This window comes from Hamadaea sp. NPDC050747, from assembly GCF_040654195.1.
Taxonomy (GTDB): Bacteria; Actinomycetota; Actinomycetes; order Mycobacteriales; family Micromonosporaceae; genus Hamadaea.
In genome coordinates this window covers 203,501-229,539 of the sequence record NZ_JBFAHM010000003.1, presented here as the reverse complement: position 1 = coordinate 229,539, position 26,039 = coordinate 203,501, and the positions used below count along the sequence as shown (strand labels likewise).

The window sequence follows — 26,039 nt, the reverse complement described above, 5'->3', positions numbered from 1 at the left end:
TGTGCGACCCGCGCGCACAATGCGCACGGGTCGCTCCAAACGGTGACGCGCTCTCTTTAGGCGAGGTGGTTGAGCAGGTCCTGCCTCGTCAGTACGCCGGCCGGCTTGCCGTCGACCAGCACCATCGCGGCGTCCGCCTTGGCCAGCAACGCGACCGCCTCGGCGACCGGCTGGCCGCCACCGACCATGGGCAGCGGCGGAGCCGTGTGCTTGTCCACCATGTCGTGCAGATGCGCCTGCCCGGCGAACAGCGCATCGAGCAGGTCGCGTTCGGCGATCGAGCCCGCGACCTCACCGGTCACCACCGGCGGTTCGGCCTTCAGCACCGGCAACTGCGACACCCCGTACTCCCGCATGATGTCGATCGCGTCGCGTACGGTCTCGGTCGGATGGACGTGGACCAGCGACGGCATCGCGCCGGCCTTGGCCGCGAGCACGTCGGCGACGGTCGGGCCCTCCGCCGCGAGGAAGCCGTAACGGGCCATCCAGTCGTCGTTGAAGAGCTTGGAGAGGTAGCCGCGGCCGCCGTCCGGGAGCAGCACCACGATCACCGCGTCGGCCGGCGCCGAGCGCGCCACCTTGATCGCCGCGACCGCCGCCATGCCGCAGGACCCGCCGACGAGCAGTCCTTCCTCGCGGGCCAGGCGCCGGGTCATCTCGAACGACTCGCGGTCGGTGACCTCGATGATCTCGTCGCAGACGCTCTTGTCGTAGGTGGTCGGCCAGAAGTCCTCGCCGACGCCCTCGACCAGGTACGGCCGACCGGTGCCGCCGGAGTAGACCGAGCCCTCGGGGTCGGCTCCGATGATCTTCACCTGGCCGCCCGAGGCCTCCTTGAGGTAGCGGCCGACGCCGGAGATGGTGCCGCCGGTGCCCACTCCCGCCACGAAGTGCGTGATGCGGCCTTCGGTCTGCGCCCAGATCTCCGGTCCGGTCGTCTCGTAGTGCGACCGCGGATTGTTGGGGTTCGAGTACTGGTCGGGCTTCCAGGCGCCGGGGATCTCACGGACGAGCCGGTCGGAGACCGAGTAGTAGGAGCGCGGGTCCTCCGGGGCGACCGCGGTCGGGCACACCACGACCTCGGCCCCGTACGCCCGGAGCACGTTCTGCTTGTCCTCGCTGACCTTGTCGGGGCAGACGAACACGCAGCGGTAGCCGCGGCGCTGCGCCACGAGGGCCAGTCCGACACCGGTGTTGCCACTGGTCGGCTCGACGATCGTGCCACCCGGCTTGAGCAGGCCTTCCTGCTCGGCGGCGTCGATCATCCGCGTGGCGATGCGGTCCTTCACCGATCCGCCGGGGTTCAGGTACTCGACCTTCGCCAGCACGATCGGGCCGCCGCCCGGAATACCCTCGGTCACGCTGTGCAGCCGGACCAGCGGGGTGTCGCCGATCAGGTCAACAACGTTGTCGACATATCGCATGGCCAGAGCCTATTACGCGGTGATGATCTTATTTCGCGATGATCAGTCGACGACTTGACCGTCGATGAAGTCGCCGGGCCGCGGGTTCGTCGGGCGTTCCCGGCGGCGTCCTTTCGGGAAGACCCGTTCCCACTGCAGGAAGCGGTCGGTCTCCGACAGGAAGGCGCCGGCGATCCAGGCGATGACGAGGCCGTCGTCGATGAGTCCCAGCGGCCCCATCACGATCTCCGGCACCAGATCGATCGGCGACACCACGTACAAGGTCGCCAATGCCATCAACAGGAACCGGCCCGAGCCGTCATACTGACCCCGCAACGAGGCCCAGGCCAGCCGCGGCACGCTGAACACCCGGTCGGCCAATCCCGGTCCACCGCGATGCGACGCGGTCACCGCTTTCCACAAGGCTGTGAAGGCTGCGGTACGCCTGATGGTCCGTCCCATTTGATCTCGCTAACCTTGAGTCACACGCCGAAGGGTACGAGCCCCACGTTACTCGGAGTCCGCCATGAGCACCGCAGGAAAGAAGGCCGTCAAGACCATCGGACGGGCCGTCGCCTACAGCGGCGGCTTCGCTGTCACCGCGGGTCTGGTGGCGGCCGGAGTGATGTACGCGCAAGCGGAACAGGCCAAGCGGATCATCCCGTTGGCCGAGGCGCCGCCGCCCCGTCCGGACGGGCGCTACGGTCAACGATACGACGGCCCCGAATTGACGATGGTCGTGCTCGGCGACTCCTCGGCGGCCGGATTCGGCGTGTTCCGCCCCCGGGAGACCCCCACCGCGCTGATCGCCACCGGTCTGGCCCGGCGGCTGAGCCGTCCGGTCGTCGCGCACTCCTTCGCCGTGGTCGGCGCCACCTCGGCCCAGCTGCGGCCGCAGGTCGACGCGGCCATCGAGGTGGGGGCGCAGCTGGCGGTCATCCTCATCGGCGCCAACGACGTGACGCACGCGGGTAGCCGGGCCACCGCGGTCCGCTATCTGGCCGACGCCGTACGCGCACTGCGGGCGTCCGGATGTCAGGTCGTCGTCGGAACATGCCCCGATCTCGGTGCGGTCCAGCCGATCCGGCCGCCGCTGCGCTGGCTGGCCCGGCACTGGAGCCGGCAGATGGCCATGGCGCAGACCGTCGCGGTCGTCGAGGCGGGTGGGTGGACGGTGTCGCTCGGCGACCTGCTCGGGCCTCGGTTCGCGAGCGAGCCGCAGCGCATGTTCGGCAGCGACCGCTTCCACCCGTCCGCTGAGGGCTACGCCATCGCCAGCGCCGCTCTGCTGCCGACCGCCATCGCCGCCGTGCACCGTGGCGACGCTCGCCCAGCTGCGCAGACCACCGGTAAGGGGGTACGGTCGCTGCCGGAGGCGGCTGCCGCGGCGGTGCGCCTGCCCGGCACGGAGGTCAGCGGGGTCTCCGTCGGCGGGCGGGATCGCGGCCCGGCCGGTCGATGGGCCCAGCTTCGCCACCGGGTCTGGGAGGTGCTGCGCCTGCCGGTCGAGGACCCGGCGGCCCGGGCCAACGGCCGGCACGCCACCTCTGCCGATCACCTGGCGGCCGGCTGGACCGATGGGGCTGACCCAGCGTCCTCCCAGCTGACGCCGGATCGAGCGGTCGTCAGCGGCGACGGAGTGGAGGGACAGTCGACATGAGCCTGCTCAAGCGGGTCGGGAAGGCGACGGTGGTGGCCTTGGTCGCCGGCACCGTCGGCGGTGCCGCGCTGCTGACCGCCGAGGCGATCATGGCGCGCCGCCGCTCGTACGCCCAGCCCGCGCTGGGGCTCAACGTCCGGGCCAGCATCGGGGCCGACGCCGCTCCACCGCTGCGTCTGGTGATGCTGGGCGACTCCGCCGCTCTCGGCGTAGGGGTCGACCGGGTCGCCGACACCGTCGGCGGTCAGCTGGCCGAGTTGTTGTCCAACCCGGTCGGCGGGGAGCCCGGCCGCCGGGTCGACCTGTCCAGCGTCGGAGTCTCCGGCTCCCGCTCCTCCGACCTCGCCACCCAGGTCGCTCGGGCGCTGCTGGGGCTGCGCCCGGATGTGGCCGTGATTCTGGTCGGCGCGAACGACGTCATCGGCCTGCGCTCGCCGGGCGAGGCCGCGACGCATCTCGGTGCGGCGGTACGCCGTCTCCGCGAAGCAGGCGTCGAAGTGGTCGTGGGGACGTGCCCCGACATGGGCGCCGCCCGCGCGATCGCACCACCACTGCGGCAGATCGTCGGATGGCTGGGCCGTCGGATCGCCCGAGCCCAGATCCGGGCGGTGCACGCCGCCGGGGGTGCGATCGTCGACCTGGGCGCCGAGACCGGGCCGGTCTTCCGGGCCGATCCGGCCACGCTGTGCGAGGACCGGTACCACCCGTCCGCCGACGGCTACCGCGTCTGGGCGTACGCCCTGCTCCCCGCGGTCGCCCACGCGGCCGGGGTCAGCCCGACACTCCCCTGACCTTGGCAGGTTAGTTACTCGCCAGTAGGGTTGGAGCCATGACTGAAGCCGTCATCGTCGCCACCGCCCGTTCTCCCATCGGCCGGGCCGTCAAGGGCTCGCTGCGCGACCTGCGCGCGGACGACCTCACCACCACGATCATCCAGGCGGCGCTGGCCAAGGTGCCGCAGCTGGACCCGCGTTCCGTCGACGACCTCTACCTCGGCTGCGGCATGCCCGGCGGCGAGCAGGGCCACCAGATGGCGAAGGTCGTCTCGACGCTGCTCGGCATGGACTTCCTGCCGGGCGCGACGGTCACCCGGTACTGCGCCTCGTCGCTCCAGACCACCCGGATGGCCTTCCACGCCATCAAGGCCGGCGAGGGGGACGTCTTCCTCTCGGCCGGCGTCGAAATGGTCTCCCGGTTCGCCCGGGGCAGCTCCGACGGTCTTCCGCCCGAGGCGCAGGCGCTGGTCGGCGGCTCGTGGCGCAATCCGAAGTTCGACTCGGCCGTCCAGCGGACCGCCCAACGGGCGCAAGGCGGCGCCGAGCCGTGGCACGACCCCCGCGAAGACGGCGAACTGCCCGACATCTACATGGCCATGGGGCAGACCGCGGAGAACCTCGCCGAGCTGCACGGAATCACTCGGGCCGACATGGACGAGTTCGGCGTACGCAGCCAGAACCTCGCCGAGAAGGCGATCGCGGACGGCTTCTGGGCCCGCGAGATCACGCCGGTGACGACGCCGGACGGCACGGTCGTGAGCGGCGACGACGGCCCCCGCGCCGGGGTGACCCTGGAGGCGGTCAGCGGCCTCAAGCCGGTCTTCCGGCCGGACGGGCGGGTCACGGCGGGCAACTGCTGCCCGCTCAACGACGGCGCGGCCGCAGTCGTGATCATGTCCGACACGAAGGCGCGCGAACTGGGCATCACGCCGCTGGCGCGCATCATCAGCACCGGCGTCACCGCGATGAGCCCCGAGATCATGGGCATCGGGCCGGTCGGCGCCACGCAGCAGGCGCTCGCGCGGGCCGGGATGACGATCGACGACATCGACCTGGCCGAGATCAACGAGGCCTTCGCCGCTCAGGTCATCCCGTCCTACCGGGAACTCGGGCTGCCGCTCGACAAGGTCAACGTCAACGGTGGGGCGATCGCGGTCGGCCACCCGTTCGGCATGACCGGCGCGCGGATCACCAACACGCTGATCAACTCGCTGCAGTGGCACGACAAGCAGATCGGGCTGGAGACGATGTGCGTCGGCGGCGGCCAGGGCATGGCGATGATCCTGGAACGGCTCAGCTGAGCTTCAAGCTTGATCATCGCGTCAGCCATGCTGTTTAAAGGGGCAATTCGCTCTGCGAAGCAGCATGGCTGGCGCAATGATCACGCAGGCGGCGACCGTTACAGGGTGAGCCGCGTAGCGCGGATGTCGGCGGCGAGCGCGTCGGCGACCGAAGCGGCGGGGGCGGCGGCCAGCAGATCGGCGACGATGACGCGTATCTGGTCGGGGAGGACGGTGTCGGCGAGCCGGGGCACCGTCCGCCTCGGCTGGCCCTCGGCGGCGGCCGCCGCGTCGGCCAGGCGCTGCACGAGGGCGTACACGGCGTCGCCGCGGCCGGACCAGCGCGCCGGGGTCCAGTGCGCCACCTGCCGGCCGAGCAAGTCGGCCTGACCGGCCAAAGTTTCGCTCTCCACGTGCCCAGGGCGGGATTCGAACCCGCACGCCTTGCGGCAGCCGGGTTTAAGCCAGCCGTGTCTGCCGTTCCACCACCTGGGCGCAGCGCAATCACCGTAACGCAGAACTACCGGATCTCCGTAGTCACGGTAGGGTCGCACCGTGACGCGCACCGCTCCGCTCCGCACGCCACTCCGGGATTCGGTGGAGGCTCCGGCTCCCGAGCACACCGAGGGAACGCGCGGCCGCCTGCTCGAGGCGGTCCGCCGGCCCTGGCTGCGCGACGTCGTGATCATCGCGGCGTTCGTCGGATTCGCGTTCTGGCTCGTCCACGACCTGCTGGCCGACCCGCACGGCCGCGCGCTCGGGCAGAACCCGACCGATCAGGCGCTGTACGAGTGGTTCCTGGCGTACGACACCCATCTCTGGACCGGCGACTTCAGCCTCGTCACCGACCGGCTCAACGCGCCGGACGGGGTGAACCTGCTCGCCAACACGACGGTGATCGCCCTCGGGGCGGTGCTGGCCCCGATCACACTGATCTTCGGCGCTCCCGTCACCTTCGCCCTGCTGGTCCCGATCAACTTGGCCGGCACGGCGATCGCCTGGTACCTGCTGTTCTCCCGGACGATGCGAGCCGGGCGGTTCGCCTCGACGGTCGGCGCCGCGCTCTGCGGCTTCGCGCCCGGCATGATCTCGCAGTCGAACGCCCACCTGCACATCACGGCCCAATGGCTGGTCCCGGCCATGGTCTGGGCGGTCGTGCGGATGTGGCGCGCGGCGCAGGCGGGTGAGCGCAACCGCGCGGTCGGCAGCGGCCTCATCCTCGCGGTCCTGGTCAGCCTCCAGGTCCTCATCGGCGAGGAGACGCTCTTCCTCACGGCGCTCACGCTCTTCGTCATCACCCTCGTGTACGCGGTGATGCGGCGACCATCGCGGGCGGACCTGGGCCGGTTCCTGGCCGGCTTGGGCGTGGCGACCGGCGTCGCCGCGGCGTTGCTGGCCGGGCCGCTGCTCACCCAGTTCGCCGGGCGGCAGAGTGTGCCGGACGGCCCGTTCAGCCCCGATTACTTCTACGCCGACCTGGCCAGCTTCGGCGCGTTCTCGCCGCTGTCGATCGCGGGATCGCCCGACAGTCTCCGGCTGTCCACGGGCTACACCGAGCTGAACACGTTCCTCGGCTGGCCGCTGCTGATCGTGACCGTGGTCGCCGTCGTCTGGCTGCGCCGGCAGGCAATCGCGGTGGCCTGTGCGGTCGCGGCGCTGATCATGTGCGCGCTGTCGCTGGGGCCGCAGATCGTGATCGACCGCGAGCGTACGGGCATTCCGGGGCTCTACCGGATCATCCACGGCCTGCCGATCGTCGACGGCGCGCTGCCGATGCGGTTCGCGCTGGCGGCCGTGCCGCTCATCGCCGTCCTGCTCGTCCTCCTCATCGAGGAGGTACGCACCCGGCCGACCCGGGCCCTGCGGTACGGCGTACCGGTGCTGGTCGTGGCCTCGTTGGCGCCGTTGCTGCCGTCGCCCCTGCCGACGGCGGAGCGCCCCGCGGTCCCCCGCTTCTACAGCGAAGGACACTGGCGGGAGTGCGCACCCGAAGGCGGGGTGATCGTGCCGGTGCCGATCGCCACCCCACCGGCGCCGGAGCCCATGCGGTACGCCGTCGCCACCGACGTGGCGTTCGGCATGCCGGAGGGCTTCTTCATCGGCCCGTACGGGCGCTCCCGCCGGGCTTCGATCGGCACCTACAAGCGCCCGACGTCGCTGCTCATCGCGGATGTCGCCAAGACCGGCCGGGCCCGCGACGTCAACGACACGGATCGGGCGCTGGCGCGCCGCGACCTGGCGTACTGGAAGGCCGACTGCGTGGTGCTCACCGCCACGGTCCACGAGGACGCGCTCCTGCTCACGATGAACCGGCTGCTCGGTCCGGGCGAGCACATCGCCGACGCCACCGTGTGGCGCGTCAAGCGCTGAGCGGCCCGCTCACCTCCGCGAACGCGCTGGCTCACCAGAAGCGCCGGCTCACGAGAAAGCGCTGGATCAGGGATCCGGGTCGAATCTTGGGGAAAGATTCGACCGAGATCCCTGATCCAGCGCTGTGAGGCGGAACGGCGCTGTAAGGCGGCCGGCGCTGTGAGGCGGCCGGCGCTGTGAGGCGGCCGGCTAGACGCCGACCTTTTCGCGTACCGGGGGAACCGGCGTGGTGACCACTCGCGGCGGGGTCGCCGCGGCGGCCTCGTCGAACGGCTGGTGCGGCGTGTGCAGGCTGCCCAGCGGCACGACCTCACGGCGGAGGAAGAGCGCCAGCGTCCAGTCGGCGACCACGCGGACCTTCCGGTTGGTCGAGGGGATCCGGCTCATGTGGTAGGTCCGGTGCATCATCCAGGCCGGCCAGCCCTTGAGCTTCACGCCGTAGACGTGCGCGACGCCCTTGTGCAGGCCCAGGCTGGCCACGCTGCCGACGTGCTTATGCCGGTACGGCTTGAGCGCGCTGCCCCGGACGGCGGCACGGATGTTGTCCGCCATGCGCTTGGCCTGGCGTACGGCGTGCTGGGCGCTCGGCGAGCAGAACGGGAGCTGCCCGTTCTGGTCGGGCGTACCGGTGATGTCGGGGACCGCCGCGCAGTCGCCGGCACTCCACGCGCCGTCGATGATCCGGTCGCCGTCGACGACCTGCAGCGTCGGCAGGCAGGTGAGCGCACCACGCTGGTTGCGGGGCAGGTCGGTCGCCTCCAGCATCGGGCTGGGCTTGACGCCGGCCGTCCAGACCAGGGTGTCGGTGACGAACTCGTCGCCGTCGGACAGCTTCACCAGGCCGTCGACGCACGACTCCAGCCGGGTGTCCAGCCGGACGTCGATGCCCCGCTTGGTGAGCTGCTCCGCCGTGTACGCGCCCATCTCCGGGCCGACCTCGGGCAGGATTCGCCGGGCCGCCTCGACCAGCACCCACCGGGCGTCGTTCGGGGACAGCTCGGGGTAGTACCGGTTGATCGCGTCGCGGACCATGTCCTCCATCTCGGCCAGGGCCTCGATGCCGGCGAAGCCGCCGCCGACGAAGACGAAGGTCAGCGCCCGGCGGCGGACGCCGGGGTCGCTGGTGCTGGCCCCGACGTCGAGCCGGTCGAGCACGTGGTTGCGAAGCCAGATGGCCTCGCCGATGGTCTTGAAGCCGACGCCCGTCTCGCGCAGGCCGGGGATCGGCAGAGTACGCGAGACGCTGCCGGGGGCCACGATGATGTGGTCGTACTCCAGCTCCAGCGCCGGGCCGACGTAGGGCTGCACGGTCGCCGTCTTGGCGCCGTGCGAGATCTTGGTGACCTCACCGGCAACGATCTTGCACTTCTTGAGCTCCCGGCGAAGGGGCACGACGGAGTGCCGCGGGGAGATGTTGCCGGCCGCCGCCTCGGGGAGGAACGGCTGGTAGGTCATGTGTGGCTGGGGATCGACGATGATCACCTCAGCCTCGCGGGAACTGAGCTTGCGGGACAGTCGCAGGGCCGCGTAGAGCCCGACATGTCCGGCACCGACCACAAGGATGCGCTGAGGCTTCACGAGAACTATTTTCCCGCGTATTTGTGTCAGCGCCGATTCAGCAAGGGAACTTGTGACCACGCACACGCAGGTCAGCCGCGTGCGCGTACCATCCTGACCCCCACCGCGACCAGGGCGACCGCGGCTGCGAGGCCGAGCAGCGAGGCGATCGCCGCCCCGTTGAACCGGGCGAGCGCCCAGACGCCCACGAGGAGAGCGAGAGAGATCACAGCCGATGCCGCGACGATCGCGATCGCCCGCACGTACCACCGGATGAAGACCTCGGGCGTGACCACCGCGTCGTACGGGATGAGGGCGGCGAGCGTCGCCGCCGAGTGGGCGAGGTAGAGCAGGCTGCCGAAGGCGACGAGCTGGAGCGGCGAGATCTCGGCCAGGCGCCCGAGCCAGGCCGCACCCCAGCCGACCAGGGCGAGCCCCAGGACGACCGTCACGATCCGGCTGCCCGGCGCGAGCGCGACGACCAGCCCCAAGACAGCCGCTGCCAAGATCGGCCGTGGCCCGAACAAGAACGTCGGAATCGCCATGACCAGGGCGGCCAGCGTGAAGAGGAAGACGGCCCCCCGTGCGAGCAGGGTCGCCGGGGTGATTCGGGACACGGCGGTGAGCATGCGCTCGAAGTACACGGTCATCGGCGCGCTCCCTGAGCTCGGCCGGCCATCCGGGCGACGTCTCGCAGGACGAGGTCGAGGCTGCCCGCCCCGGCCCACGCCACCACCGGTACGCCGTGTTCCCGCAGCTGGCCGATGGTGTTGGCCCGTTCGAGCTGCCAGATCCCGTACGCCGGACCGGTCCACGCCCCGACGGTGGCCGGGTGCAGTCCGGGCGGCAGCGTGTCGACTGTGACGACTGACCGGCCGGCTCGGGCGAGCCCGGCGACCATGTCCGCCGATCGGGCGTCCAGCAACGGCGTCATGACCACGACCAGGGCGTTCGGCGAGATCGCCGCCGACATCCGGCTCTCCCCCGGCACGCGTACGACCTGGCGGGCGGAGACGTCGAGGAGCCATTCCAGCACCATCATGTACTGCCGCCGACCGGACGCCGGCCGCAACCGGCGCGCGGCGGACCCGTACTCGATCATGGAGACGCGGTCGCCGAGGGTCAGGTAATGCTCGGCGATCGCGGCGCTCGCGCGTACGGTGATATCCATCACGCTGGATGCCCTGACGGCACTCCCGGCGGCTCGCCCAAGAGGCTCCCCGGCTCCTGAGCCTCCGGAAGCCCCGGCTTCGGCCAGCAGATCGAGCACCAGGACGACTTCGGCGTCGCGGTCGGACAACGTGCGCGCGACGTGCAGCTGCCGCGTCCGCAGCGTGGTGCGCCAGTCGATGCGCCGCAGCCGGTCGCCCGGCCCGAAGACGCGGACACCGGCCAGCTCACCGCCCTCGCCGGGCCGCCGGGAACGATGCTGCCCGACCAGGCCCGCCGCACGCGGCATCGCCTCGTCGGCGGCGAACGCCTCCGTCACCGGGAACACCTTGAATCCGAGCGACCCGGTCACGACCGCGCGGCAGGCCAGCAGACCGCCGCAGGCCGCCGCGACCGCCGCCGCCGGGCCGATGCTGTGCCGCCCCCAGCGCCTCGCCGGCCCGGCCAGCACGACCGCCGCCGCCTCGCTGCGGTCCAGCGACGCCACCACCGGGCGGTCGGGCTTGGCCCCCGAACCGTCCGCGGTCAGCTCCAGCCACGGCGAGTGCTGGGTCCGCGCCACCGCGATGTCGTACGCCACCACGTCGCGGTTCGCCATCGTGAGAGTGGTGGTCAGCGAGCTGCCCTCGGTCGCGTACTCCTCGCTGGTGGCCAGCCGGAGGCCGGGCACGGAGGTCGGCCGCCTCGACAGCCCCCACGCGACGCTGACGGCGAACGGGACCGCCAGCACGACCAGGTCGACCCGGCCGAACAGGGCGGCCGCGACCAGCAGCAGCCCGACGAGCAGCAGGGCACGGCCCAGCGCCCGGGTCGGCTGCCAGTCCTGGGCGGCCTCCTCCGGGGGAGCCGCCGGCGGAGGCGTACGCGGAACGGCCGGTCGGAGCGCCAAGGTCAGCCTCGCGCCGGGTAACGGTAGGGGTCGGCCGGCTCGTCGGGCTCGGCGTACTCCCACTCCTCGTTCTGCGGCCGGGCCGGGCTCGGCCGCGGTCCCGGCGCGCCCGACTGCCCGTACGCGGGCAGCGCCCCGCTCGCCGGAGCCGGGGTGGAGGCGAGCACGTCGGTGACGACCGAACCGGGGTCGACCCGCTTCAGCCACATCTCCGGACGCAGCGTGATCCGGTGAGCGAGCGCCGGAACGGCGACCTCTTTGACGTCTTCGGGGATCACATAGTCCCGACCGGCCATCACCGCCCGCGCCCGGGCCAAAAGCATCAGCGCGAGCGAACCCCGCGGCGAAGCGCCGACCAGCACCGACGGATGCGAGCGGGTCGCCGCGGTCAGCGCGACGATGTACTGCCCGATGGAGTCTTCGACCTCGACGGTCTCCAGCGCGGCCTGCATCTGGAGCAGGGTCGCGGCGTCGACCACGGCCTCGACGACGGCTTCCTCCCGCTGACGCGCCATCCGGCGGCGCAGCACGTTCCACTCCTCGGCGGCGTCCGGGTAGCCGAAGCTGACCCGCAGGAGGAACCGGTCGAGCTGGGCCTCGGGCAGCGGATAGGTGCCCTCGTACTCGATCGGGTTGGCCGTCGCGAGCACGTGGAACGGCGCCTCCAGCCGATAGGTGACGCCTTCGACCGAGACCTGCTTCTCCTGCATCGCCTCGAGCAGGGCGGCCTGCGTCTTCGGCGGCGTCCGGTTGATCTCGTCGGCGAGGAGCAGGTTCGTGAAGATCGGCCCGGCCCGGAAGGTGAAGTCGTGACTGCGCTGGTCGTAGAGGAACGACCCGGTCACGTCGGCGGGCAGCAGGTCCGGCGTGAACTGCAGACGCCGGAAGTCCAACCCGAGCGCCTGAGCGAACATCCGCGCGGTCAGCGTCTTGCCGAGGCCGGGCAGGTCCTCCAGAAGCACGTGACCACCGGCGAGGATGCCCGCGAAGACCAGCTCCAAGGCGGCGCGCTTGCCGACCACGACGGTGCCGACCCGGTCCAGCACCTGCGCCGCGACCCGGCCGACCTCGGCCGGAGTGAGGTTCTTCGTCATATCCGCTCCATCCAGGCGATCAGATTGGCCAGCTCCCGCGGGGCCGGCGGGCGGCGTACCGGCGTGGACAGGAAACTCCACAGTGGCTCGCCGACGATGTTCCGGGCGCGAACCGGGTCGGATTCGCGGGTGATGCCATGCCGTTGGCGCAGCCGTTCGTCGACGACCTCGCCGAGCGCCGGGATCACCTTACGGTTGAACGCCCCCGCGTCGGCGTGACACCACTCCAGCCGGGCCTCCCACCGCTTCACCGCGTGCCGCAGCCCGTCCGGCGCGGTGTCGGGCAGATGGCGGCGGCCGGCGGCACGCGGCGGCAACGGTGGGCGTACGCCCCGCAGGGTGATGTAGACGAGGACGAGAGCACAGCTCACGAGGAAGATGAACCAGGCGGGCGCGTCGAGCTTGGCCGTACGCAGCGCAGCCACCCCGACCGCGGTCAACGCCAGAACGGCGACGAGGGCCTTCGCGTACGCCGAAGCCGACCGGCCCGAGCGCTGCGGGCGCTCGTCGTCCTCGTACGCACCGCCAAGCAGCTCGTCGATGCTGGATTGACTCACGCGACCACCGTCCTTCGGCCGGCGACTGCGTGAGCAAGACTGCGCCTGATGATGACCAACCTTCGGTCGTTCATGCGACCACCGTCCCGAGTTCGTCCCGCAGCAGCCGCAGAGCGGCACGCGCGTCGTCCCGGGTGGCCGCCGTGACCGGGTGCGGCGAGTAGCGCGCCTCCCGATAGACGGAGGCGAAGTCGTTCAGCACGGTCCGGTTGATCGCCCGCGCGTCGAGCAGCCGCACGACCAGATCGGTCGAGGTGTCGCCCGGCTTACGCGGTACGCCCGCCGCCTCGGCCGCCCGTTCCAGGCGCACCCAGCAGACGATGACCGCCCGCCGGGGATCGCCGTCGTCGTCCAGCTCCACCAGGCCTTGGTCGACTGCGGCCAGCAACTCCTCGGTCGTCTGTCGCTGCGTTGGGCGTACCCCTGGGGCGTCGAAGGCGACGCGGCGCTGCGCCACCCCGCGGACCAGCAGCACCACGAGCAGCCCGATCACCGCGACCACCACGAGCAGGCAGATGACCTGCATCGCGAGGATCAGCGCCGGGGAGACCTCGATCCGTTCCGCGGCGGCGCCGGGCGTGCGAAGTGGCTCTCGGGAGGCCAGATGGGGGTCCCAGGTCGGCGGCGGCTCGTTGACCGAATCCGCGTCCAGCGGCGCCGGGCGGAGCGGCAGCGAACCGGTCGCCGCGGCGAAGCCCGCGATCACCAGCAGGCCCACCACCGCCGACAGCGGCCAGAAGCGGCGCAGCACGTTCACCCCCGCGACTCCTCTCCGGCGAGCGACCGTGCGTGCCGGAACACGTCGTCCAGCATGGCGGGTGTGAGACGTCCGGTAAAGGTGTTCTGCTGCGACACGTGGTAGCAACCGAGGACGACCGGCTGTCCAGGCGTGCGATGGACGGCGCCGTGGCCGAACCGCGGACGCGGCGACGGCGGCCGGACGCCGTAGACCGGCTCCTGCGCCTGCCACCACGCCGCCCAGCCGAACGCGCCGAGCGTGACCACGACCCGGAGATCCGGTAGATCGCGAATCTCGCGATGGAGCCAGTGCGCGCAGTTGTCGCGCTCGGAGATCTCGGGCTTGTTCGCGGGCGGCGCGCACTTCACCGGCGCGGTGATCCGGGTCCCGATGAGCCGCAGATCGTCGTCGGCGCTCAGGCTGACCGGCTTGGTGGCGAGCCCGGCCCGGTAGAGCGCGGCATAGAGCACCTCACCGCTGCGATCGCCGGTGAACATGCGCCCCGTACGGTTCGCGCCGTGCGCGGCCGGAGCGAGCCCCAGGACCAGGATGCGAGCATCGCTCGGCCCGAAGCCGGGCACCGGGCGGCCCCAGTAGGTCTGGTCCCGGAACGCGGCGCGCTTCTCCCGCGCCACCTTCTCCCGCCACTCGACGAGCCGCGGGCAAGCCCGGCAGTAGGTGACCTCCTCGTCCAGTGCGGCAAGGTCGGCAGCGGTCACCGGCACAGCCTAGCGGTCCGGGTTGGCCGCGTTTGCCCCCACGCACGTAAAGCCGTCCATGCACGCGAAGCCGCACCCGCAGGCAAGGTGACCCACGCACGTAAAGCGGCCCCCGGGGAAGGAGTCTCGGGGGCCGCAAGTCTGTGCGCTTGTCCTACAGGGTGCTGCGGAAGAAGTCCAGCGTTCGAGCCCAGGACAGGGTCGCGGCCTCGCGATGGTAGTGCTCCGGCCGGTCGTCGTTGAAGAAGGCGTGATCGGTGCCGGGGTAGTCGTAGACCGTCGCGGTGCCGCCCGCCGCCTCGATGCCCTTGACCGCCGCCTGGATGTGCGGCGCCGTCGACGTGCCGTCCTCCTCCGCACAGTGGACTAGCACCGGCTTACCGGCGTACGCCGACCACTGGGGGGCGAGCTTCTCGGTGTAGCCACCGGGGTAGAACGCCGTCACCGCGGCGATCTGCTCGGGCGCGACGGTGGCCGACCACAGTGCCAGGCTGCCACCGGCGCAGAACCCGACGACGCCCACCTTGCCGGTGACCTGCTCCAGCGACTGGAGGTACGCGGCCGCGCCGGCGATGTCGGCCGCCGCCTGCGGCAACGCCAGCTCCATCAGGAGACGACGAGCCTCATCCGGCTCGGTCGTGTTCTCACCGTGGTAGAAGTCCGGGGCGAGCGCGACGAAGCCGGCCTCGGCGAACCGATCGGCCAGCCCGGTGATGTGCGAGACCAGTCCCCACCACTCCTGGATGACCAACACCGCCGGTCCGTCACCGGCCGCCGGCAGCGCCAAGTACCCCTCGCTGCCCGCACCGAAGCTCACCTTTTCGCCCACGGATGGGTCCTCCTGTCGGTCAGACGTCGTTGGCTGTTCGCCCAGGGTCAGGACGTGTTGGGCGTAGCCAACCATGGTCTACCCATAAAGGGGAAGGCGTGCGATGTAAAAGTCGCGGTCCTCACGTGCCGACTTCCGGGCGCTGTCGCACTCATCCAGGCGGTCGGTGCGCCCATCCGGGCGCGGTTGCCGAGCGTTATCCGGGATAACGCTGCTTAGCCGGCCCGCGAAGATGGCGTTATCCGGCATAACGCTGCTTAGCCAGCCCGCGAAGACAGCGTTATTCCGGATAACGCGAGAAGCCCACAACGCGAAGCGCACAACGCGACCGGCTCAAGCCGCCGCGACTGCGTCCGGCGCGGGTTCCGTCTCGCCCACGGCCGCGACCGGGGTGTTGTCCAGGTTGCGTACGGCCGGCACGAGCACCATCCCGAGCACGGCGAGCAGGCTCAGCAGCCCGGCGCCGACCAGTGCGGTCGAGGTGCCGACGGCGGCCGCGACCGGCCCCGCGATCGCCTGCCCAACCGGCATCGCGACGATCGAGCCGAGCATGTCCCACGAGTACACCCGGGCCAGCAGGTCGGCCGGGACATGCCGCTGCATGCTCGTCTCCCAGGAGACGCCGAAGATCTCGATGCCGATCCCGGCCAGCAGGTTCAGCCCGATGAGCAGCGGGGCGTACGGGGCGAGGCCGAGTGCGAGCAGCACCGGGGCGACCGGCGCCATCGCGATCACGCCGATCAGCAGGAATCGGCGTACTTTGAGGCGCAGCGCGACCAGGCCGCCGAGGGCCAGTCCAGCGAGTTCGGCGCTGACGACCAGACCCCACGCCGTCCGCCCGAAGGTCTCGTCCGCGACGGACGGCCCGAGCACCGACAGCCCGGCGGCGAGCATCATGTTGAGGACGCAGAATCCGGCGACCACCGACCACAACCAGGGCCGGGCGACGAACTCCCGCCAGCCGACTCGCAATTCGTGCAGCGTGGAGGTCCGCTCCCGGGCGGTACGCACCGAGGTGACCCGGATGAACGCGAAGAACACCGCGGCCAGCCCGAACGACGCCGCGTCGATCGCGATGCTCCACCCGGAGCCGAACGCCGCGACGAGCAGACCGCCGACGGCCGCGCCGCCGATGCCGACGACGTTGACCGACAGCCGGATCAAGGCGTTGGACTGCTGCCGGATCTCGTCCGGGACCACCTGCCCGGCGATCGCCGACATCGCCGGCCAGGAGAAGGCCGACACCAGCCCGTTCATCGCGGCCAACGCCATGAGCAGGCCGAACGTCGCCGAATGGGTGAACAGCAGGACCGCGACCACGCACTGGGTCAGGGCGGCCAGCGTGTTCGACCCGATCATCACCAGCCGCCGGGGCAGGCGGTCGGCCACGACGCCGCCGAACAGGATGAAGACGACGTTCGTCAGGGATCGGGCGGCGACCACGAACCCGAGGTCACGGACCGACCCGGTGAGGTCGAGGACGGCGAAGGCCAACGCCATGGGGGCGATCGAGTTGCCCAGCATGCTGGTGGTGCGACCGAGCAACAGATACCGGAAGGGGGCGTGGCGCAGCGGGGTGAGCGCGCTCATGATCGCTCACCCTACTCGGCTAGCGGAGCAGCGACAGGGCGATGCCGTCGAGGATGTCGTGCTCCGAGGCGAGCACGAACGCGGAGCCGGTCTTCTCCATGATCGTCCGGAGGATCAGCGCGCCCGCCACGATGACGTCGACCCGGCCGGGGTGCATGACCCCGATCCCAGCCCGTTGATCGCGCGTCATCTCGGCCAAACCGGCGGTCACCAGCGCGACCTCCTCCCGGCTCACCCGCGCGTGGTGGATCCGCTCCGGCTGGTAGCTGGTCAGCCCCAGTGCGATCGCGGTCACCGTGGTCACCGAGCCGGCCAGGCCGACCAGCGTGCGGGCCTGCGTACCGGGGACGACGGTCAACGCGTGGTCGACGGCCTTGGCGATGTCGGCGGTGGCCGCTTCCAGCTCGTCCAGGTCCGGCGGGTCGTTGTGGAGGTGCCGCTCGGTCATCCGGACGCAGCCGACGTCCACGCTGATCGCGCCGCTCACCCCGGTGGCGTCGCCCAGCACGAACTCCGTCGAGCCCCCACCGATGTCGACGACCAGGAACGGCGGCTCGGCGTCCAGTCCGCGGACCGCGCCGTCGAAGGACAGCCGCGCCTCCTCCTCGCCGCTGATCACCTCCGGCTCGTGGCCCAGCGTCGCCACCACCATGTCGTGGAAATCTGCTGCGTTCGCGGCGTCCCGGCTCGCGCTGGTCGCGACCATGCGGACCGCGGTGGCGCCGGCTTCGTCGATTTCCGACTTGTACGCCGAGAGCGCCACCCGGGTTCGTTCGATCGCCTCGGGAGCGAGCCGTCCGGTGGCGTCCACGCCTTGGCCGAGCCGGACGATCTCCATGCGGCGGCTGACGTCGGTCGCGCGGTCGCCGTCGAAGTCGGCGATCAGTAGACGGATCGAGTTGGTGCCACAGTCGATCGCGGCCACCCTGGTCATCAGGCCCCCTTAGAGCACGAGCAGCATGCGGGTGTTGCCGAGAGTGTTGGGCTTGACCCGTTCCAACGCGAGGAATTCGGCCACGCCCTCGTCGTACGACCGCAGCAGCTGCTCGTAGACGGCGGACGGAACAGGGGCGCCGTCGATCTCGACGAAGCCGAACGAGCGGAAGAAGTCGGTCTCGAAGGTGAGCGCGAAGACTCGGCGTACGCCCAGTTCCCGGGCCTGATCCAGGAGGGCGCTGACGATGGCGTGGCCGATCTTGCGCCCGCGGACGGCCGGGTCGACCGCGACCGTGCGTACCTCGGCGAGGTCCTCCCACATCACGTGGATCGCCCCGCACCCGACGACCTCGCCGTCCAGCTCGGCGACCCAGAACTCCTGGACGTCCTCGTAGAGCGTCACCGTCGCCTTGCTGAGCAGCCGGCGCTGTGGGGAGTAGACGTCGACGAGGCGGCGGATGCCGCGCACGTCGCCGGTCCGGGCGCGCCGGACGATCGCCTCAGACACAGGGGCCACCACTCCACCACGGTTCGATCGTCTCGATCACCTCGTCGCCCATCGGGCTCACCCCAGGCCCGGCGGCCAGGGCGTGCCCGAGCTGCACATGCAGGCACTTCACCCGGCTCGGCATGCCGCCCGCGGAGACTCCGGCGATCTCCTCGACGTGCATGATCGCCTCGCGCTTGGCCAGGTAGTCCTCGTGCGCCCGCTGGTACGCCGCCGCGAGCTCCGGATCGATCGCCAGCCGCGCCTGCTGATCCTTCATGAGCCCTTCGGACTCCAGCCGGCTGCACGCCGCGACCGCCCGTGGACAGGTCAAGTAGTAGAGCGTGGGGAACGGCGTGCCGTCGTCGAGGCGGGGCGTCGTCTCCACGACGTCGGGATTGCCGCACGGGCAGCGGTGCGCGACGGCTCGCGTACCGCGGGGCGGGCGGCCGAGCTGACGGCCGACGACGTCCAGATCCTCGGCGGTGGCCGGCGTACGCACCGGCGGCGGGACGAGGTCCCGGTCCATCTAGTCCCCCATCGTTTGGTCTGCTGTGAGCCGGCTATTCGGTCTTCGAGCCGGCGGCGCTGTGACAAACGGCGCCGCTCGGTCCTTGACGCTATTCGGTCTTCGAGCCGGCGGCGCTGTGACAAACGGCGCCGCTCGGTCCTTGACGCTATTCGGTCTTCGAGCCGGCGGCGCCGACGCTGCCCCACAGAGTCTCGTACCAAGGGCGGTCGGAGTTCTCGGCGGGCTCGGGCTGCACACCGGCCTCGCGAGCGGCCCACTCCGGCGCCCAGATCGGCACCAGCGGAACCTCACCGGGACGGACGTAGAACAGCCGCCGCCGGGCCTGGATCCGCACGTATTCCGGGTCGTCCCACTTCTGCCGGGTCTGCTCCAGCTCGGCGATGTGCGCCCGCTGCCGGGCCTGGTCGGCCTGGATCGCCGAGATCTCGTCCTGCTGACCGAAGTAGACCCGCAGCGGATACACGTACGCCAGAGCGAGCGCGATCAGCACGACGAGCAGGATCACGGCGCGGCCGGTCAACCGCCGCTGGCCCTTGGCCGTCGTCCGCGCCGCCGCTCCGGCCGAAACCGTGCGGCGGGCGGTGGCCGGACGGGCCGCCGACCGGCCGTCGCGGGTCGTACGCGCGCCGGAGCGCCGTGCGGGACCCTGCCCACTCGGCGTCCGGCGCTGCGTCATGCGTTCACCTTAGCCGGATCGATCTCTCCACCGGCGGTCTTATCTTTCCGGTGAGTCAGCCCTTGTACCGCGGGAACGCGGCGGCACCGGCGTACCGCGCGGCGTCGTCCAGCTCCTCCTCGATACGCAGCAGCTGGTTGTACTTCGCGACCCGGTCGGACCGCGCCGGGGCGCCGGTCTTGATCTGGCCACACCCGGTCGCGACGGCGAGGTCGGCGATCGTGGTGTCCTCGGTCTCGCCGGAACGGTGGCTCATCATGCAGCGGTAGCCGTTGCGGTGGGCCAGCTCGACCGCGTCCAGCGTCTCGGTCAGGGTGCCGATCTGGTTGACCTTGACGAGGACGGCGTTGGCCGCGCCCTCGGCGATGCCGCGGGCGATGCGCTGCGGGTTGGTCACGAACAGGTCGTCGCCGACGATCTGCAGCTTCGAGCCGAGCTGAGCGGTGATCGACGACCAGCCCGCCCAGTCGTCCTCGGCCAGCGGGTCCTCGATCGACACGATCGGGTAGGACTCGACCAGCTTCGCGTAGTAGGCGATCATCTCGTCGGTCGACTTGGGCGCGCCCTCGAAGACGTAGGACCCGTCCTGGTAGAACTCGGTGGCGGCGACATCCATGGCGAGCACGATGTCCTTGCCCAGGGCGTACCCGGCGGCGGCGACGGCCTCGCCGATCAGGTCCAGGGCGGCGGCGTTGGACGGCAGGTCGGGGGCGAAGCCGCCCTCGTCGCCCAGGCCGGTCGACAGGCCCTTCTTCTTCAAGACCGACTTGAGGGCGTGGTAGACCTCGGCCCCGGAGCGCAGCGCCTCGGCGAAGGTGGGCGCGCCGATCGGGGCGATCATGAACTCCTGGACATCCACATTGGAGTCCGCGTGCGCTCCGCCGTTGAGGATGTTCATCATCGGCACCGGCAGCAGGTGCGCGTTCGGGCCGCCGACGTAGCGGAACAGCGACAGCTCGGCGCTCTTCGCGGCGGCCTTGGCGACCGCCAGCGACACGCCCAGCATCGCGTTGGCGCCGAGGTTCGACTTGTCCGGCGTGCCGTCGAGCTCCAGCATCTTGGCGTCGATCAGGCGCTGCTCGCTCGCCTCGTAGCCGATCAGCTCGTCGACGATCTTGTCGGTGATGTTGGCGACGGCCTTCTGCACGCCCTTGCCGCCGTAGCGGCCCTTGTCGCCGTCCCGCAGCTCGATCGCCTCGAACGCCCCGGTGGACGCGCCGGACGGAACGGCGGCGCGCTCGATGGTGCCGTCGTCGAGGCCGATCTCCACCTCGACGGTCGGGTTGCCCCGCGAGTCCAGAATCTCCCGTGCGACGAATCCCTCGATGGTGGCCACAGTGTTGCTCCTCGTGATGTCTGCGCTGGGCGCCGCGACTCTGCGGTGCGAAATCACCCGCAGCCTATCGCGGAGCCGTGAGGCGGACGCCGATCGGCCGGAGGTACATCAGCTGAACGGAGATTCTGCGCATAGTTTCGGGAATCGGACATCCACGTTGCGGTGAATCGATCTCATGAGCGAGGGTGAGTAGCGTGCGACCCGGGGAGCGCCGGTTACGGCGGCACGCCACTCTGCTCATCCTGGCCGGCCCGATCGTGGCCGGTCTGCTGGTATTGACCGGCTGCGGCGGCACCACACCGCCGATCGACCGCACCGACCTGGTCAACGATCTGGCCGCCCGGCTGAACCAGCCGCCCGCCGCCGACTACACAGCGCGCTACCAGCTCGCCGGTGGGGCGATCGCGACCGTGACACAGTCCAAGGAGCCCCGGCGGACGGCGTACCGGTGGACGGGCGGCGCGATGATCTTGACGCCGCAGGCCACCACTCGATGCTCCGGCGAACCGGCCGTCTGCACGATGACCGCCGCCCCGGCCTCGGCCACTCCCCAGGCCGACACCTCGGAGCTGCTCAAACACGGTCTCCTGCCGACGCAGAAGGTGAGCGCGCTCCTCACGGCGGCCGCCCTCGACCTGCGGAGCGACATCGAGCAGCGCGACACCACCATCGCGGGGCGGCCGTCCAGCTGCGTCGAGGTCAGCGGCAACAAGGACGGCAAGGTCTACGACTTCGAGGTCTGCGTGACCACCGACAACGTCCTCGGCAGCTTCACCGGGACGGTCGACGGCACGCCGATCGAGTTCGCGCTGACTCAGTACACGCCGAACGCGGCCGAGGACTCGTTCGCGACGACCGAGCCTCAGCCGACGATCTCGGCGCTCTGAGCCCCGCTCGGCTCACAGCCCGAGCAGCGTCCGCAGGTGGCGCGGCGACGGCGAGCCGTGCGCGAGCATGGCGTCGTGCCACTCCCGGGCCGGGGTGCCCGCCGGCCGGGCGCGGCCGATCGCCGACACCTCCGACCAGCCCACGAAGTAGGTCGACAGCTGCGTGGAGGTCAGCAGAGCCCGCCGCCACTTCCCGGCCGCCTCCCCCTCCTCCTGGAAGCCGCGCTCGGTCATCAAGGCCATCGCATCCGCCTCGGCCAGCCCTTCGCAATGCACGAGCTGATCCAGGATCGCGTTGATCGTCATCCGCAACTGCATCTTGAGCTGCTGGAGGCGTACGGGCAGACCGCCGAAACCGTGGTCGGCCATGATCTCCTCGGCGTACACGGCCCAGCCCTCGACGAACGAGCCGGACGAGCCCAGCGCGCGTACGCGGGTGGACCCCCGGTAGCGGCGGGCGTGCGCCAACTGGAGATAGTGCCCGGGCATCGCCTCGTGCACGGTCAGGTTGCGGACCATGTGGTCGTTGTATTCGCGGTAGAACGAGTCGACCAGCTCGGGCGACCAGTCCCGCGGGGTCGGCGCGATGCAGTAGAAGGTCGGGACGTCCGCCGTCTCCAGCGGCCCCGGCGAGTCGCAGTAGGCCACCGCGACACCCCGGGCGAACTCGGGCATCTCCTCCAGGACGCACGGGTCGTCGACCAGGGAGACGAGGTCGTTCGATCGGACGAACTCGGTCGTCTCGTCCATCGTCACCCGGGCCAGCTCCACGATCGTGTCGTTCGCCGGCCGCTGCTCGGACAACGACCGCAGCGCTGCGCGTACCCCTTGATCTGTAGCGGGACCACCCGCGACCTGGGCGGCCGCCTCGCGGATCTCCGCCGTGACCCGCTCGAGGTTGGCCTCCGCGCGGTCCAGGATCTCGGCCGCGGACAACTGGGTGTCGAGCGTGTGCCAGAGGCGGGCCTCGAACAGTTTGCGGCCGAGGCGCGGATCGCGCACCGGACGCTGGCGGCCCAGCCACCCGGAGAACTCCTCCAGCGCGCGGACCGCCGCCTCGGCGACCGGGCCGACCACCGACTCCATCGCCGGGACCTGCGCGATCATCGGCGGCAGGGAGTCCCGGATGAGGTCGGCGGAGCCCTGGAACTGGCCGACCGCGGTCTCCAGATGGATCTGCGGGCAGCCGTCGAGCAGGGTACGCGCGGTGGCCAGCGCGTCCGGGACGAAGGCGAGCCGGAGCGCCAGCGACTCCAGGCGTTCCTCGACCGGCGCGAACGGGCGCGACATCAGCGCGTGCAGCAGGGCGCCCGGGTTGTGCACGAGCGGGTTCCACTCGTGTTCCCGCACGTCGGACCGCTCGAAGATCTGCCGGTCCACGATGCTGGACAGGATCTCGTGGTCGACCTGGTCAGCCGGGTCCAGCGTGTCCGCGTCCACCTGGGACAACGCATGCGCGGCCTCGCGCAGCATCGCCACGTCGGCCGCGACGCCCTCGGTGCTCAGATCGGGAAGGCGATGGTCGAATCGGTGATCGCCGGCGTAGCTCGCCGCGACGGGGTCCGACTCCAGGACGGCGTCGACGATCTTCTCGGCCAGCGGCGCGAACTCCATCCCCCGACCCTACCGGTACCCCACTTTTGGGCGCTGGATCAGGGTTCTCGGTCGAATCATGGGCCATGATTCGACCGAGAACCCTGATCTGCCGCTATCGCCGGGCGGGGTCGCGGCGGACGGTCAACGCCGCCCACCCGACCGCGAGGGCGAGCGCGGCGAGCGGCAGGACCGCGTACCGGACGGGTGGGGCGACCAGCTGAGCCTGGGCGTAAAGGCCACCGCCGAGCGCCGCCGCGGTCAGCGCCGCGCCGAGGACCGCCACGCCGACCCGGCCGGGGAGCGTACGCTCGGCGCCGCTCACGGTGCCGAGCAGGAACGCCAGGTCCACCACGATCGCCCCGGCGAGCAGCGCGAACGGGACGGCCGAGGGCGGGAATCCGGTGCCGTAGAGGATGCCCCAGACGACACACCGGTACGCGACGTACGCCGCCGCCAGAACGGTGGCCGTCCAGCGCGCGCCGACGAAGATCCGCGCCGCGACCAGGGCCAACATCGCCGCCCCGACGAGCCACACCGGGTAGACCCACGAGCCGACCGGCAGCGAGAAGTTCGTGATCGCGATCGTGTCGACCGGACGGCCGAGCTGGTCGGCGGCGAACTTCAGCAGGATCGGCTCGGCATAGGGCTTGCCCGCCAGGTACGCCTTCAGCGACAGCACGCCGTACTCCTGGTGCTGGCTGGGGAAGAGCACGTTCTCCAGGAAGAAGAACCAGGCCAGGCCCAGCCCGATCGTGCGTACGCGGCCGGCGGCGGTGCTGATCCCGAAGCCGTGCGCCACGCCGAGGATCATGAAGGCCGTGCCGATGTAGAGCAGCGCGTGGCTAGGCGACCAGGCGGTGATGTCCAGCCCGTTGATCCGGTGGTTGAGGATGTCGATCGGGATGGCGATGAGGAACATTCCGGTGCCCGCGACGATCAGGTTGCGCGCCCGCCTGTCCACGCCGACACCGGTACGCACCTGGAAGATGACGAGCGCGACGGCGAGCACGGTGCCGATGGTGTTGAGCAGATGCGGCGGGGCCAGGTCGTCGCGGAGCCACTTGAAGTGCCACGACATGTCCCAGGTGGAGCCCAGCATCTTGAGGAGGAACGCCACCAGCCACAACCGGTAGACCAGCAGCACCGTGGCGGGGCGCTGCTCCTCGGTCGGCCCGGAGATGGCGATGCGAGCCCAGTCCGTGGGCGGCAACGTCAAGATCGTCACTGGGTCAACTCGTCTCGATAGAAGGGGCACGAACGTTCAGGGAATTCTGCCGTGCGACACGCCGCTTGGGTATCCACCGCGTCCCCGAACTCTCCCTGAGATCCCGACCATGAGTAAGCTGCCTGCCGGACCGTCGATTTCTGGAGGCCGCTGTGCGTACACACCGCCGACTGACCACTGCCGCCGTGGCCGGCGCCCTGGCCGCGCTCGCCCTGGCCGGCTGCCGATCGGCGCCGACCGCCGCGGCGTACGTCGGCGACAGCCGGCTCACCGAGACGCAGGTGACCGAGATGGTCGACAGCACGGGCGGCCGGATCACCCGCGAGGGCGTCGTGCTGAGCTTCGTGCTCGCCAACGCCTGCAAGCAGTTCGCGGCCGACGAAGGCTTCTCGCCCGACACCCAGAAGGGTGCGCAGGCGCTGTCGACCGAAGGGCTCGACCAGGCCACCGAGATCGGCCGGCTGCGTCTGGAGATGCACAGCTGCATCTACGGCGCGCCCGACGCCGGCACCAAGGTCAGCGACGAGGACCTGCGCTGGTTCTACGAAGACGCGATCAAGGTCGGCGCGATCCAGCCGGGCGTGACCTTCGAGCAGGTCAAGCCGGAACTCAGCGGCAGCCAGGAGGTCGTGCAGACGCTGGCCCTGCGCCGGATGTGGGCCGACGCCACCGCCAAGCAGGACATCTCCGTCAGCCCTCGCTACCGCTCGCTGAGCATCTCGGTCGGCGCGCCCGGCAACGTGCCCGTCGTCCTGCAGCTCGGCGACCCGGCCAACAACAGCGTCATCGACGCGCCGACGCCCGAAGCGACCCAGCCCGCGGGCGCCGTCCAGAGCTGATGACGGCTCGCATCGTCCTGCTCGTCACGTCCCCGCGACTGCCGGCCGGACTGCTCACCGCGCAAGCCTGGGACCTGGTACGCGCGTACCCGGTGCTGACCGGGGCGGAGAACGCGCAGACCACCGCCCTGCGCGCGAACGGAGCCGACGTCACGATCTTGCCGTCGCCGACCGCGGCGGCATTGCTGGCGGCGGCCGGCGACGGCACCGTCGTGTGGCTCGCCGCGCCGGACGGCGACCAACGGCTGGCCCGGGAACTCGGCCTCAAACTGGCGAGCACTCCGGAGCTGGCCGAGATGGAGCTGCTCTACGGCTCCTGGGATCCGCCGGGCGCCCGCCTCCTCGACGCGGTCGCCGTCATGGACCGCCTCCGCGCCGACGACGCCTGGAAACGCTCGCAGACCCACCAGTCCCTCGCGCGCTACCTGCTGGAGGAGGCGTACGAGGCGTACGACGCGATCTTGGCCGACGACCTCGACGCGCTGCGCGGGGAGATCGGCGACGTCCTGTTGCAGGTCCTCCTGCATGCGCGGATCGCGGAGGAACTCACCGAGGACGAGCGCTGGACCATCGACGACGTGGCCGGGGAATTCGTCGAGAAGATGATCCGCCGGAATCCGCACGTCTTCGAGCCCGGTCGGGAGACCGACGACCTCGACGAGATCGTGACCAACTGGAACGCGGTCAAGGCCGCCGAGAAAGCCGCCTACCCGCCCCGGCCGACGACGTCGCTCGCCTCGGCGCTGGTGACGCTGGCGAAGTCGTCGCGGGACGAGGACGCCGCCGACGCCCTGCGTGAGGCACTCCGGCGGGTCACCGAAGAAGCGTGATCATTGCGTCAGCCACGTCGTTTCACGCGACGAAATGTCCGATGAAACGACATGCCTGACGC

The 26,039-nt window shown here is 70.9% G+C and carries 26 protein-coding genes and 1 tRNA gene; 7 read left to right on the top strand and 20 right to left on the bottom strand.

Features of this window, described 5'->3' with window-relative positions; genetic code table 11:
• Window positions 1–56 precede the first annotated feature (56 nt).
• Together AB0H43_RS07450 and AB0H43_RS07445 are read right to left on the bottom strand one after the other, a co-directional pair.
• Entirely contained in the window at window positions 57–1,424 is a 1,368-nt protein-coding gene (locus AB0H43_RS07450; protein WP_359997977.1) for a cystathionine beta-synthase, read from the bottom strand.
• 42 nt (window positions 1,425–1,466) lie between these two features.
• A complete protein-coding gene (locus AB0H43_RS07445) occupies window positions 1,467–1,865 on the bottom strand; it encodes a YkvA family protein (RefSeq protein ID WP_359997975.1) in 399 nt (132 codons plus the stop codon).
• 64 nt (window positions 1,866–1,929) lie between these two features.
• Between AB0H43_RS07445 and AB0H43_RS07440 the strand changes: the two genes are divergently transcribed.
• The 3 genes from AB0H43_RS07440 to AB0H43_RS07430 are packed head-to-tail and all read left to right on the top strand — an operon-like array spanning window position 1,930 to window position 5,140.
• Entirely contained in the window at window positions 1,930–3,063 is a 1,134-nt protein-coding gene (locus AB0H43_RS07440) for an SGNH/GDSL hydrolase family protein (RefSeq protein ID WP_359997973.1), read from the top strand.
• Window positions 3,060–3,854 carry an SGNH/GDSL hydrolase family protein gene (locus AB0H43_RS07435; RefSeq protein ID WP_359997970.1) on the top strand — a complete coding sequence of 265 codons (795 nt, stop codon included), beginning with the start codon at window positions 3,060–3,062 and terminating at the stop codon, window positions 3,852–3,854. The genes AB0H43_RS07440 and AB0H43_RS07435 overlap by 4 nt, the downstream gene beginning before the upstream one ends.
• Before the next feature lie 38 nt (window positions 3,855–3,892).
• On the top strand, window positions 3,893–5,140 hold the full coding sequence (locus AB0H43_RS07430; protein WP_359997967.1) for an acetyl-CoA C-acetyltransferase: 1,248 nt from the start codon (window positions 3,893–3,895) through the stop codon (window positions 5,138–5,140).
• A gap of 98 nt (window positions 5,141–5,238) precedes the next feature.
• Here AB0H43_RS07430 and AB0H43_RS07425 read toward each other — a convergent pair whose 3' ends face one another.
• A complete protein-coding gene (locus AB0H43_RS07425; RefSeq protein WP_359997964.1) occupies window positions 5,239–5,532 on the bottom strand; it encodes a hypothetical protein in 294 nt (97 codons plus the stop codon).
• 1 nt (window position 5,533) lies between these two features.
• A tRNA-Leu gene (locus tag AB0H43_RS07420) sits at window positions 5,534–5,614 on the bottom strand.
• 60 nt (window positions 5,615–5,674) lie between these two features.
• Between AB0H43_RS07420 and AB0H43_RS07415 the strand changes: the two genes are divergently transcribed.
• Window positions 5,675–7,489, top strand: coding sequence for a hypothetical protein (locus tag AB0H43_RS07415; protein ID WP_359997961.1), 1,815 nt, complete (start codon window positions 5,675–5,677; stop codon window positions 7,487–7,489).
• A 189-nt stretch (window positions 7,490–7,678) separates the two neighbouring features.
• Here the strand turns inward: AB0H43_RS07415 and AB0H43_RS07410 are convergent, their stop codons facing one another.
• The 14 genes from AB0H43_RS07410 to eno form a co-directional block, all read right to left on the bottom strand.
• Entirely contained in the window at window positions 7,679–9,067 is a 1,389-nt protein-coding gene (locus tag AB0H43_RS07410) for an NAD(P)/FAD-dependent oxidoreductase (protein ID WP_359997959.1), read from the bottom strand.
• A 71-nt stretch (window positions 9,068–9,138) separates the two neighbouring features.
• On the bottom strand, window positions 9,139–9,696 hold the full coding sequence (locus tag AB0H43_RS07405) for a hypothetical protein (RefSeq protein ID WP_359997956.1): 558 nt from the start codon (window positions 9,694–9,696) through the stop codon (window positions 9,139–9,141).
• Window positions 9,693–11,105, bottom strand: coding sequence for a DUF58 domain-containing protein (locus tag AB0H43_RS07400; RefSeq protein ID WP_359997953.1), 1,413 nt, complete (start codon window positions 11,103–11,105; stop codon window positions 9,693–9,695). The genes AB0H43_RS07405 and AB0H43_RS07400 overlap by 4 nt, the downstream gene beginning before the upstream one ends.
• A gap of 2 nt (window positions 11,106–11,107) precedes the next feature.
• Window positions 11,108–12,199 (bottom strand): MoxR family ATPase, encoded by a 1,092-nt coding sequence (locus AB0H43_RS07395; protein WP_359997950.1) that lies wholly within the window; start codon window positions 12,197–12,199, stop codon window positions 11,108–11,110.
• Window positions 12,196–12,756, bottom strand: a complete 561-nt coding sequence (locus tag AB0H43_RS07390; RefSeq protein WP_359997947.1) for a hypothetical protein — start codon at window positions 12,754–12,756, stop codon at window positions 12,196–12,198. The genes AB0H43_RS07395 and AB0H43_RS07390 overlap by 4 nt, the downstream gene beginning before the upstream one ends.
• Window positions 12,757–12,826: 70 nt before the next feature.
• Window positions 12,827–13,513, bottom strand: coding sequence for a DUF4129 domain-containing protein (locus AB0H43_RS07385; RefSeq protein WP_359997944.1), 687 nt, complete (start codon window positions 13,511–13,513; stop codon window positions 12,827–12,829).
• Complete coding sequence (locus tag AB0H43_RS07380; RefSeq protein ID WP_359997941.1) at window positions 13,510–14,214, bottom strand: uracil-DNA glycosylase; 705 nt, start codon at window positions 14,212–14,214, stop codon at window positions 13,510–13,512. Before AB0H43_RS07380 ends, AB0H43_RS07385 begins: the two co-directional genes overlap by 4 nt.
• Before the next feature lie 154 nt (window positions 14,215–14,368).
• Window positions 14,369–15,043, bottom strand: a complete 675-nt coding sequence (locus tag AB0H43_RS07375) for a dienelactone hydrolase family protein (RefSeq protein ID WP_359997938.1) — start codon at window positions 15,041–15,043, stop codon at window positions 14,369–14,371.
• Window positions 15,044–15,376: 333 nt separating this feature from the next.
• Window positions 15,377–16,633 (bottom strand): MFS transporter, encoded by a 1,257-nt coding sequence (locus AB0H43_RS07370; protein WP_359997935.1) that lies wholly within the window; start codon window positions 16,631–16,633, stop codon window positions 15,377–15,379.
• 19 nt (window positions 16,634–16,652) lie between these two features.
• Window positions 16,653–17,558, bottom strand: a complete 906-nt coding sequence (locus tag AB0H43_RS07365) for a Ppx/GppA phosphatase family protein (RefSeq protein WP_359998594.1) — start codon at window positions 17,556–17,558, stop codon at window positions 16,653–16,655.
• A gap of 18 nt (window positions 17,559–17,576) precedes the next feature.
• Window positions 17,577–18,077, bottom strand: a complete 501-nt coding sequence (locus AB0H43_RS07360) for an amino-acid N-acetyltransferase (protein ID WP_359997932.1) — start codon at window positions 18,075–18,077, stop codon at window positions 17,577–17,579.
• Entirely contained in the window at window positions 18,070–18,585 is a 516-nt protein-coding gene (locus tag AB0H43_RS07355) for a DUF501 domain-containing protein (RefSeq protein ID WP_359997930.1), read from the bottom strand. The genes AB0H43_RS07360 and AB0H43_RS07355 overlap by 8 nt, the downstream gene beginning before the upstream one ends.
• A 148-nt stretch (window positions 18,586–18,733) precedes the next feature.
• Complete coding sequence (locus tag AB0H43_RS07350) at window positions 18,734–19,264, bottom strand: septum formation initiator family protein (protein WP_359997927.1); 531 nt, start codon at window positions 19,262–19,264, stop codon at window positions 18,734–18,736.
• 55 nt (window positions 19,265–19,319) lie between these two features.
• Window positions 19,320–20,600, bottom strand: a complete 1,281-nt coding sequence (gene eno / locus AB0H43_RS07345) for a phosphopyruvate hydratase (protein ID WP_359997924.1) — start codon at window positions 20,598–20,600, stop codon at window positions 19,320–19,322.
• 194 nt (window positions 20,601–20,794) lie between these two features.
• On the opposite strand from eno, the gene AB0H43_RS07340 reads away from it, so the two are divergent.
• The gene (locus tag AB0H43_RS07340) at window positions 20,795–21,487 is read left to right on the top strand and encodes a hypothetical protein (protein ID WP_359997921.1); all 693 of its coding nucleotides are present in this window, start codon (window positions 20,795–20,797) and stop codon (window positions 21,485–21,487) included.
• A 12-nt stretch (window positions 21,488–21,499) separates the two neighbouring features.
• Here AB0H43_RS07340 and AB0H43_RS07335 read toward each other — a convergent pair whose 3' ends face one another.
• Both AB0H43_RS07335 and AB0H43_RS07330 read right to left on the bottom strand, forming a co-directional pair.
• Window positions 21,500–23,101: a DUF885 domain-containing protein gene (locus AB0H43_RS07335; RefSeq protein ID WP_359997919.1), complete on the bottom strand. Its 1,602-nt coding sequence runs from the start codon at window positions 23,099–23,101 to the stop codon at window positions 21,500–21,502.
• 94 nt (window positions 23,102–23,195) lie between these two features.
• Window positions 23,196–24,308, bottom strand: a complete 1,113-nt coding sequence (locus AB0H43_RS07330) for a hypothetical protein (protein ID WP_359997916.1) — start codon at window positions 24,306–24,308, stop codon at window positions 23,196–23,198.
• 152 nt (window positions 24,309–24,460) lie between these two features.
• Here AB0H43_RS07330 and AB0H43_RS07325 point away from each other — a divergent pair, with 152 nt between their 5' ends.
• Complete coding sequence (locus tag AB0H43_RS07325) at window positions 24,461–25,147, top strand: hypothetical protein (protein WP_359997914.1); 687 nt, start codon at window positions 24,461–24,463, stop codon at window positions 25,145–25,147.
• Window positions 25,147–25,977 carry a MazG family protein gene (locus AB0H43_RS07320; protein WP_359997911.1) on the top strand — a complete coding sequence of 277 codons (831 nt, stop codon included), beginning with the start codon at window positions 25,147–25,149 and terminating at the stop codon, window positions 25,975–25,977. The genes AB0H43_RS07325 and AB0H43_RS07320 overlap by 1 nt, the downstream gene beginning before the upstream one ends.
• Window positions 25,978–26,039: the final 62 nt, after the last annotated feature.

Coding starts and splice junctions, on each gene's coding strand:
- AB0H43_RS07435 (WP_359997970.1), top strand. CDS start 3,060: ATGAGCCTGCTCAAGCGGGTCGGGAAGGCGACGGTGGTGGCCTTGGTC.
- AB0H43_RS07350 (WP_359997927.1), bottom strand. CDS start 19,264: ATGACGCAGCGCCGGACGCCGAGTGGGCAGGGTCCCGCACGGCGCTCC.
- AB0H43_RS07405 (WP_359997956.1), bottom strand. CDS start 9,696: ATGACCGTGTACTTCGAGCGCATGCTCACCGCCGTGTCCCGAATCACC.
- AB0H43_RS07320 (WP_359997911.1), top strand. CDS start 25,147: ATGACGGCTCGCATCGTCCTGCTCGTCACGTCCCCGCGACTGCCGGCC.
- AB0H43_RS07445 (WP_359997975.1), bottom strand. CDS start 1,865: ATGGGACGGACCATCAGGCGTACCGCAGCCTTCACAGCCTTGTGGAAA.
- AB0H43_RS07450 (WP_359997977.1), bottom strand. CDS start 1,424: ATGCGATATGTCGACAACGTTGTTGACCTGATCGGCGACACCCCGCTG.
- AB0H43_RS07355 (WP_359997930.1), bottom strand. CDS start 18,585: ATGGACCGGGACCTCGTCCCGCCGCCGGTGCGTACGCCGGCCACCGCC.
- AB0H43_RS07335 (WP_359997919.1), bottom strand. CDS start 23,101: ATGGAGTTCGCGCCGCTGGCCGAGAAGATCGTCGACGCCGTCCTGGAG.
- AB0H43_RS07430 (WP_359997967.1), top strand. CDS start 3,893: ATGACTGAAGCCGTCATCGTCGCCACCGCCCGTTCTCCCATCGGCCGG.
- AB0H43_RS07395 (WP_359997950.1), bottom strand. CDS start 12,199: ATGACGAAGAACCTCACTCCGGCCGAGGTCGGCCGGGTCGCGGCGCAG.
- AB0H43_RS07370 (WP_359997935.1), bottom strand. CDS start 16,633: ATGAGCGCGCTCACCCCGCTGCGCCACGCCCCCTTCCGGTATCTGTTG.
- AB0H43_RS07440 (WP_359997973.1), top strand. CDS start 1,930: ATGAGCACCGCAGGAAAGAAGGCCGTCAAGACCATCGGACGGGCCGTC.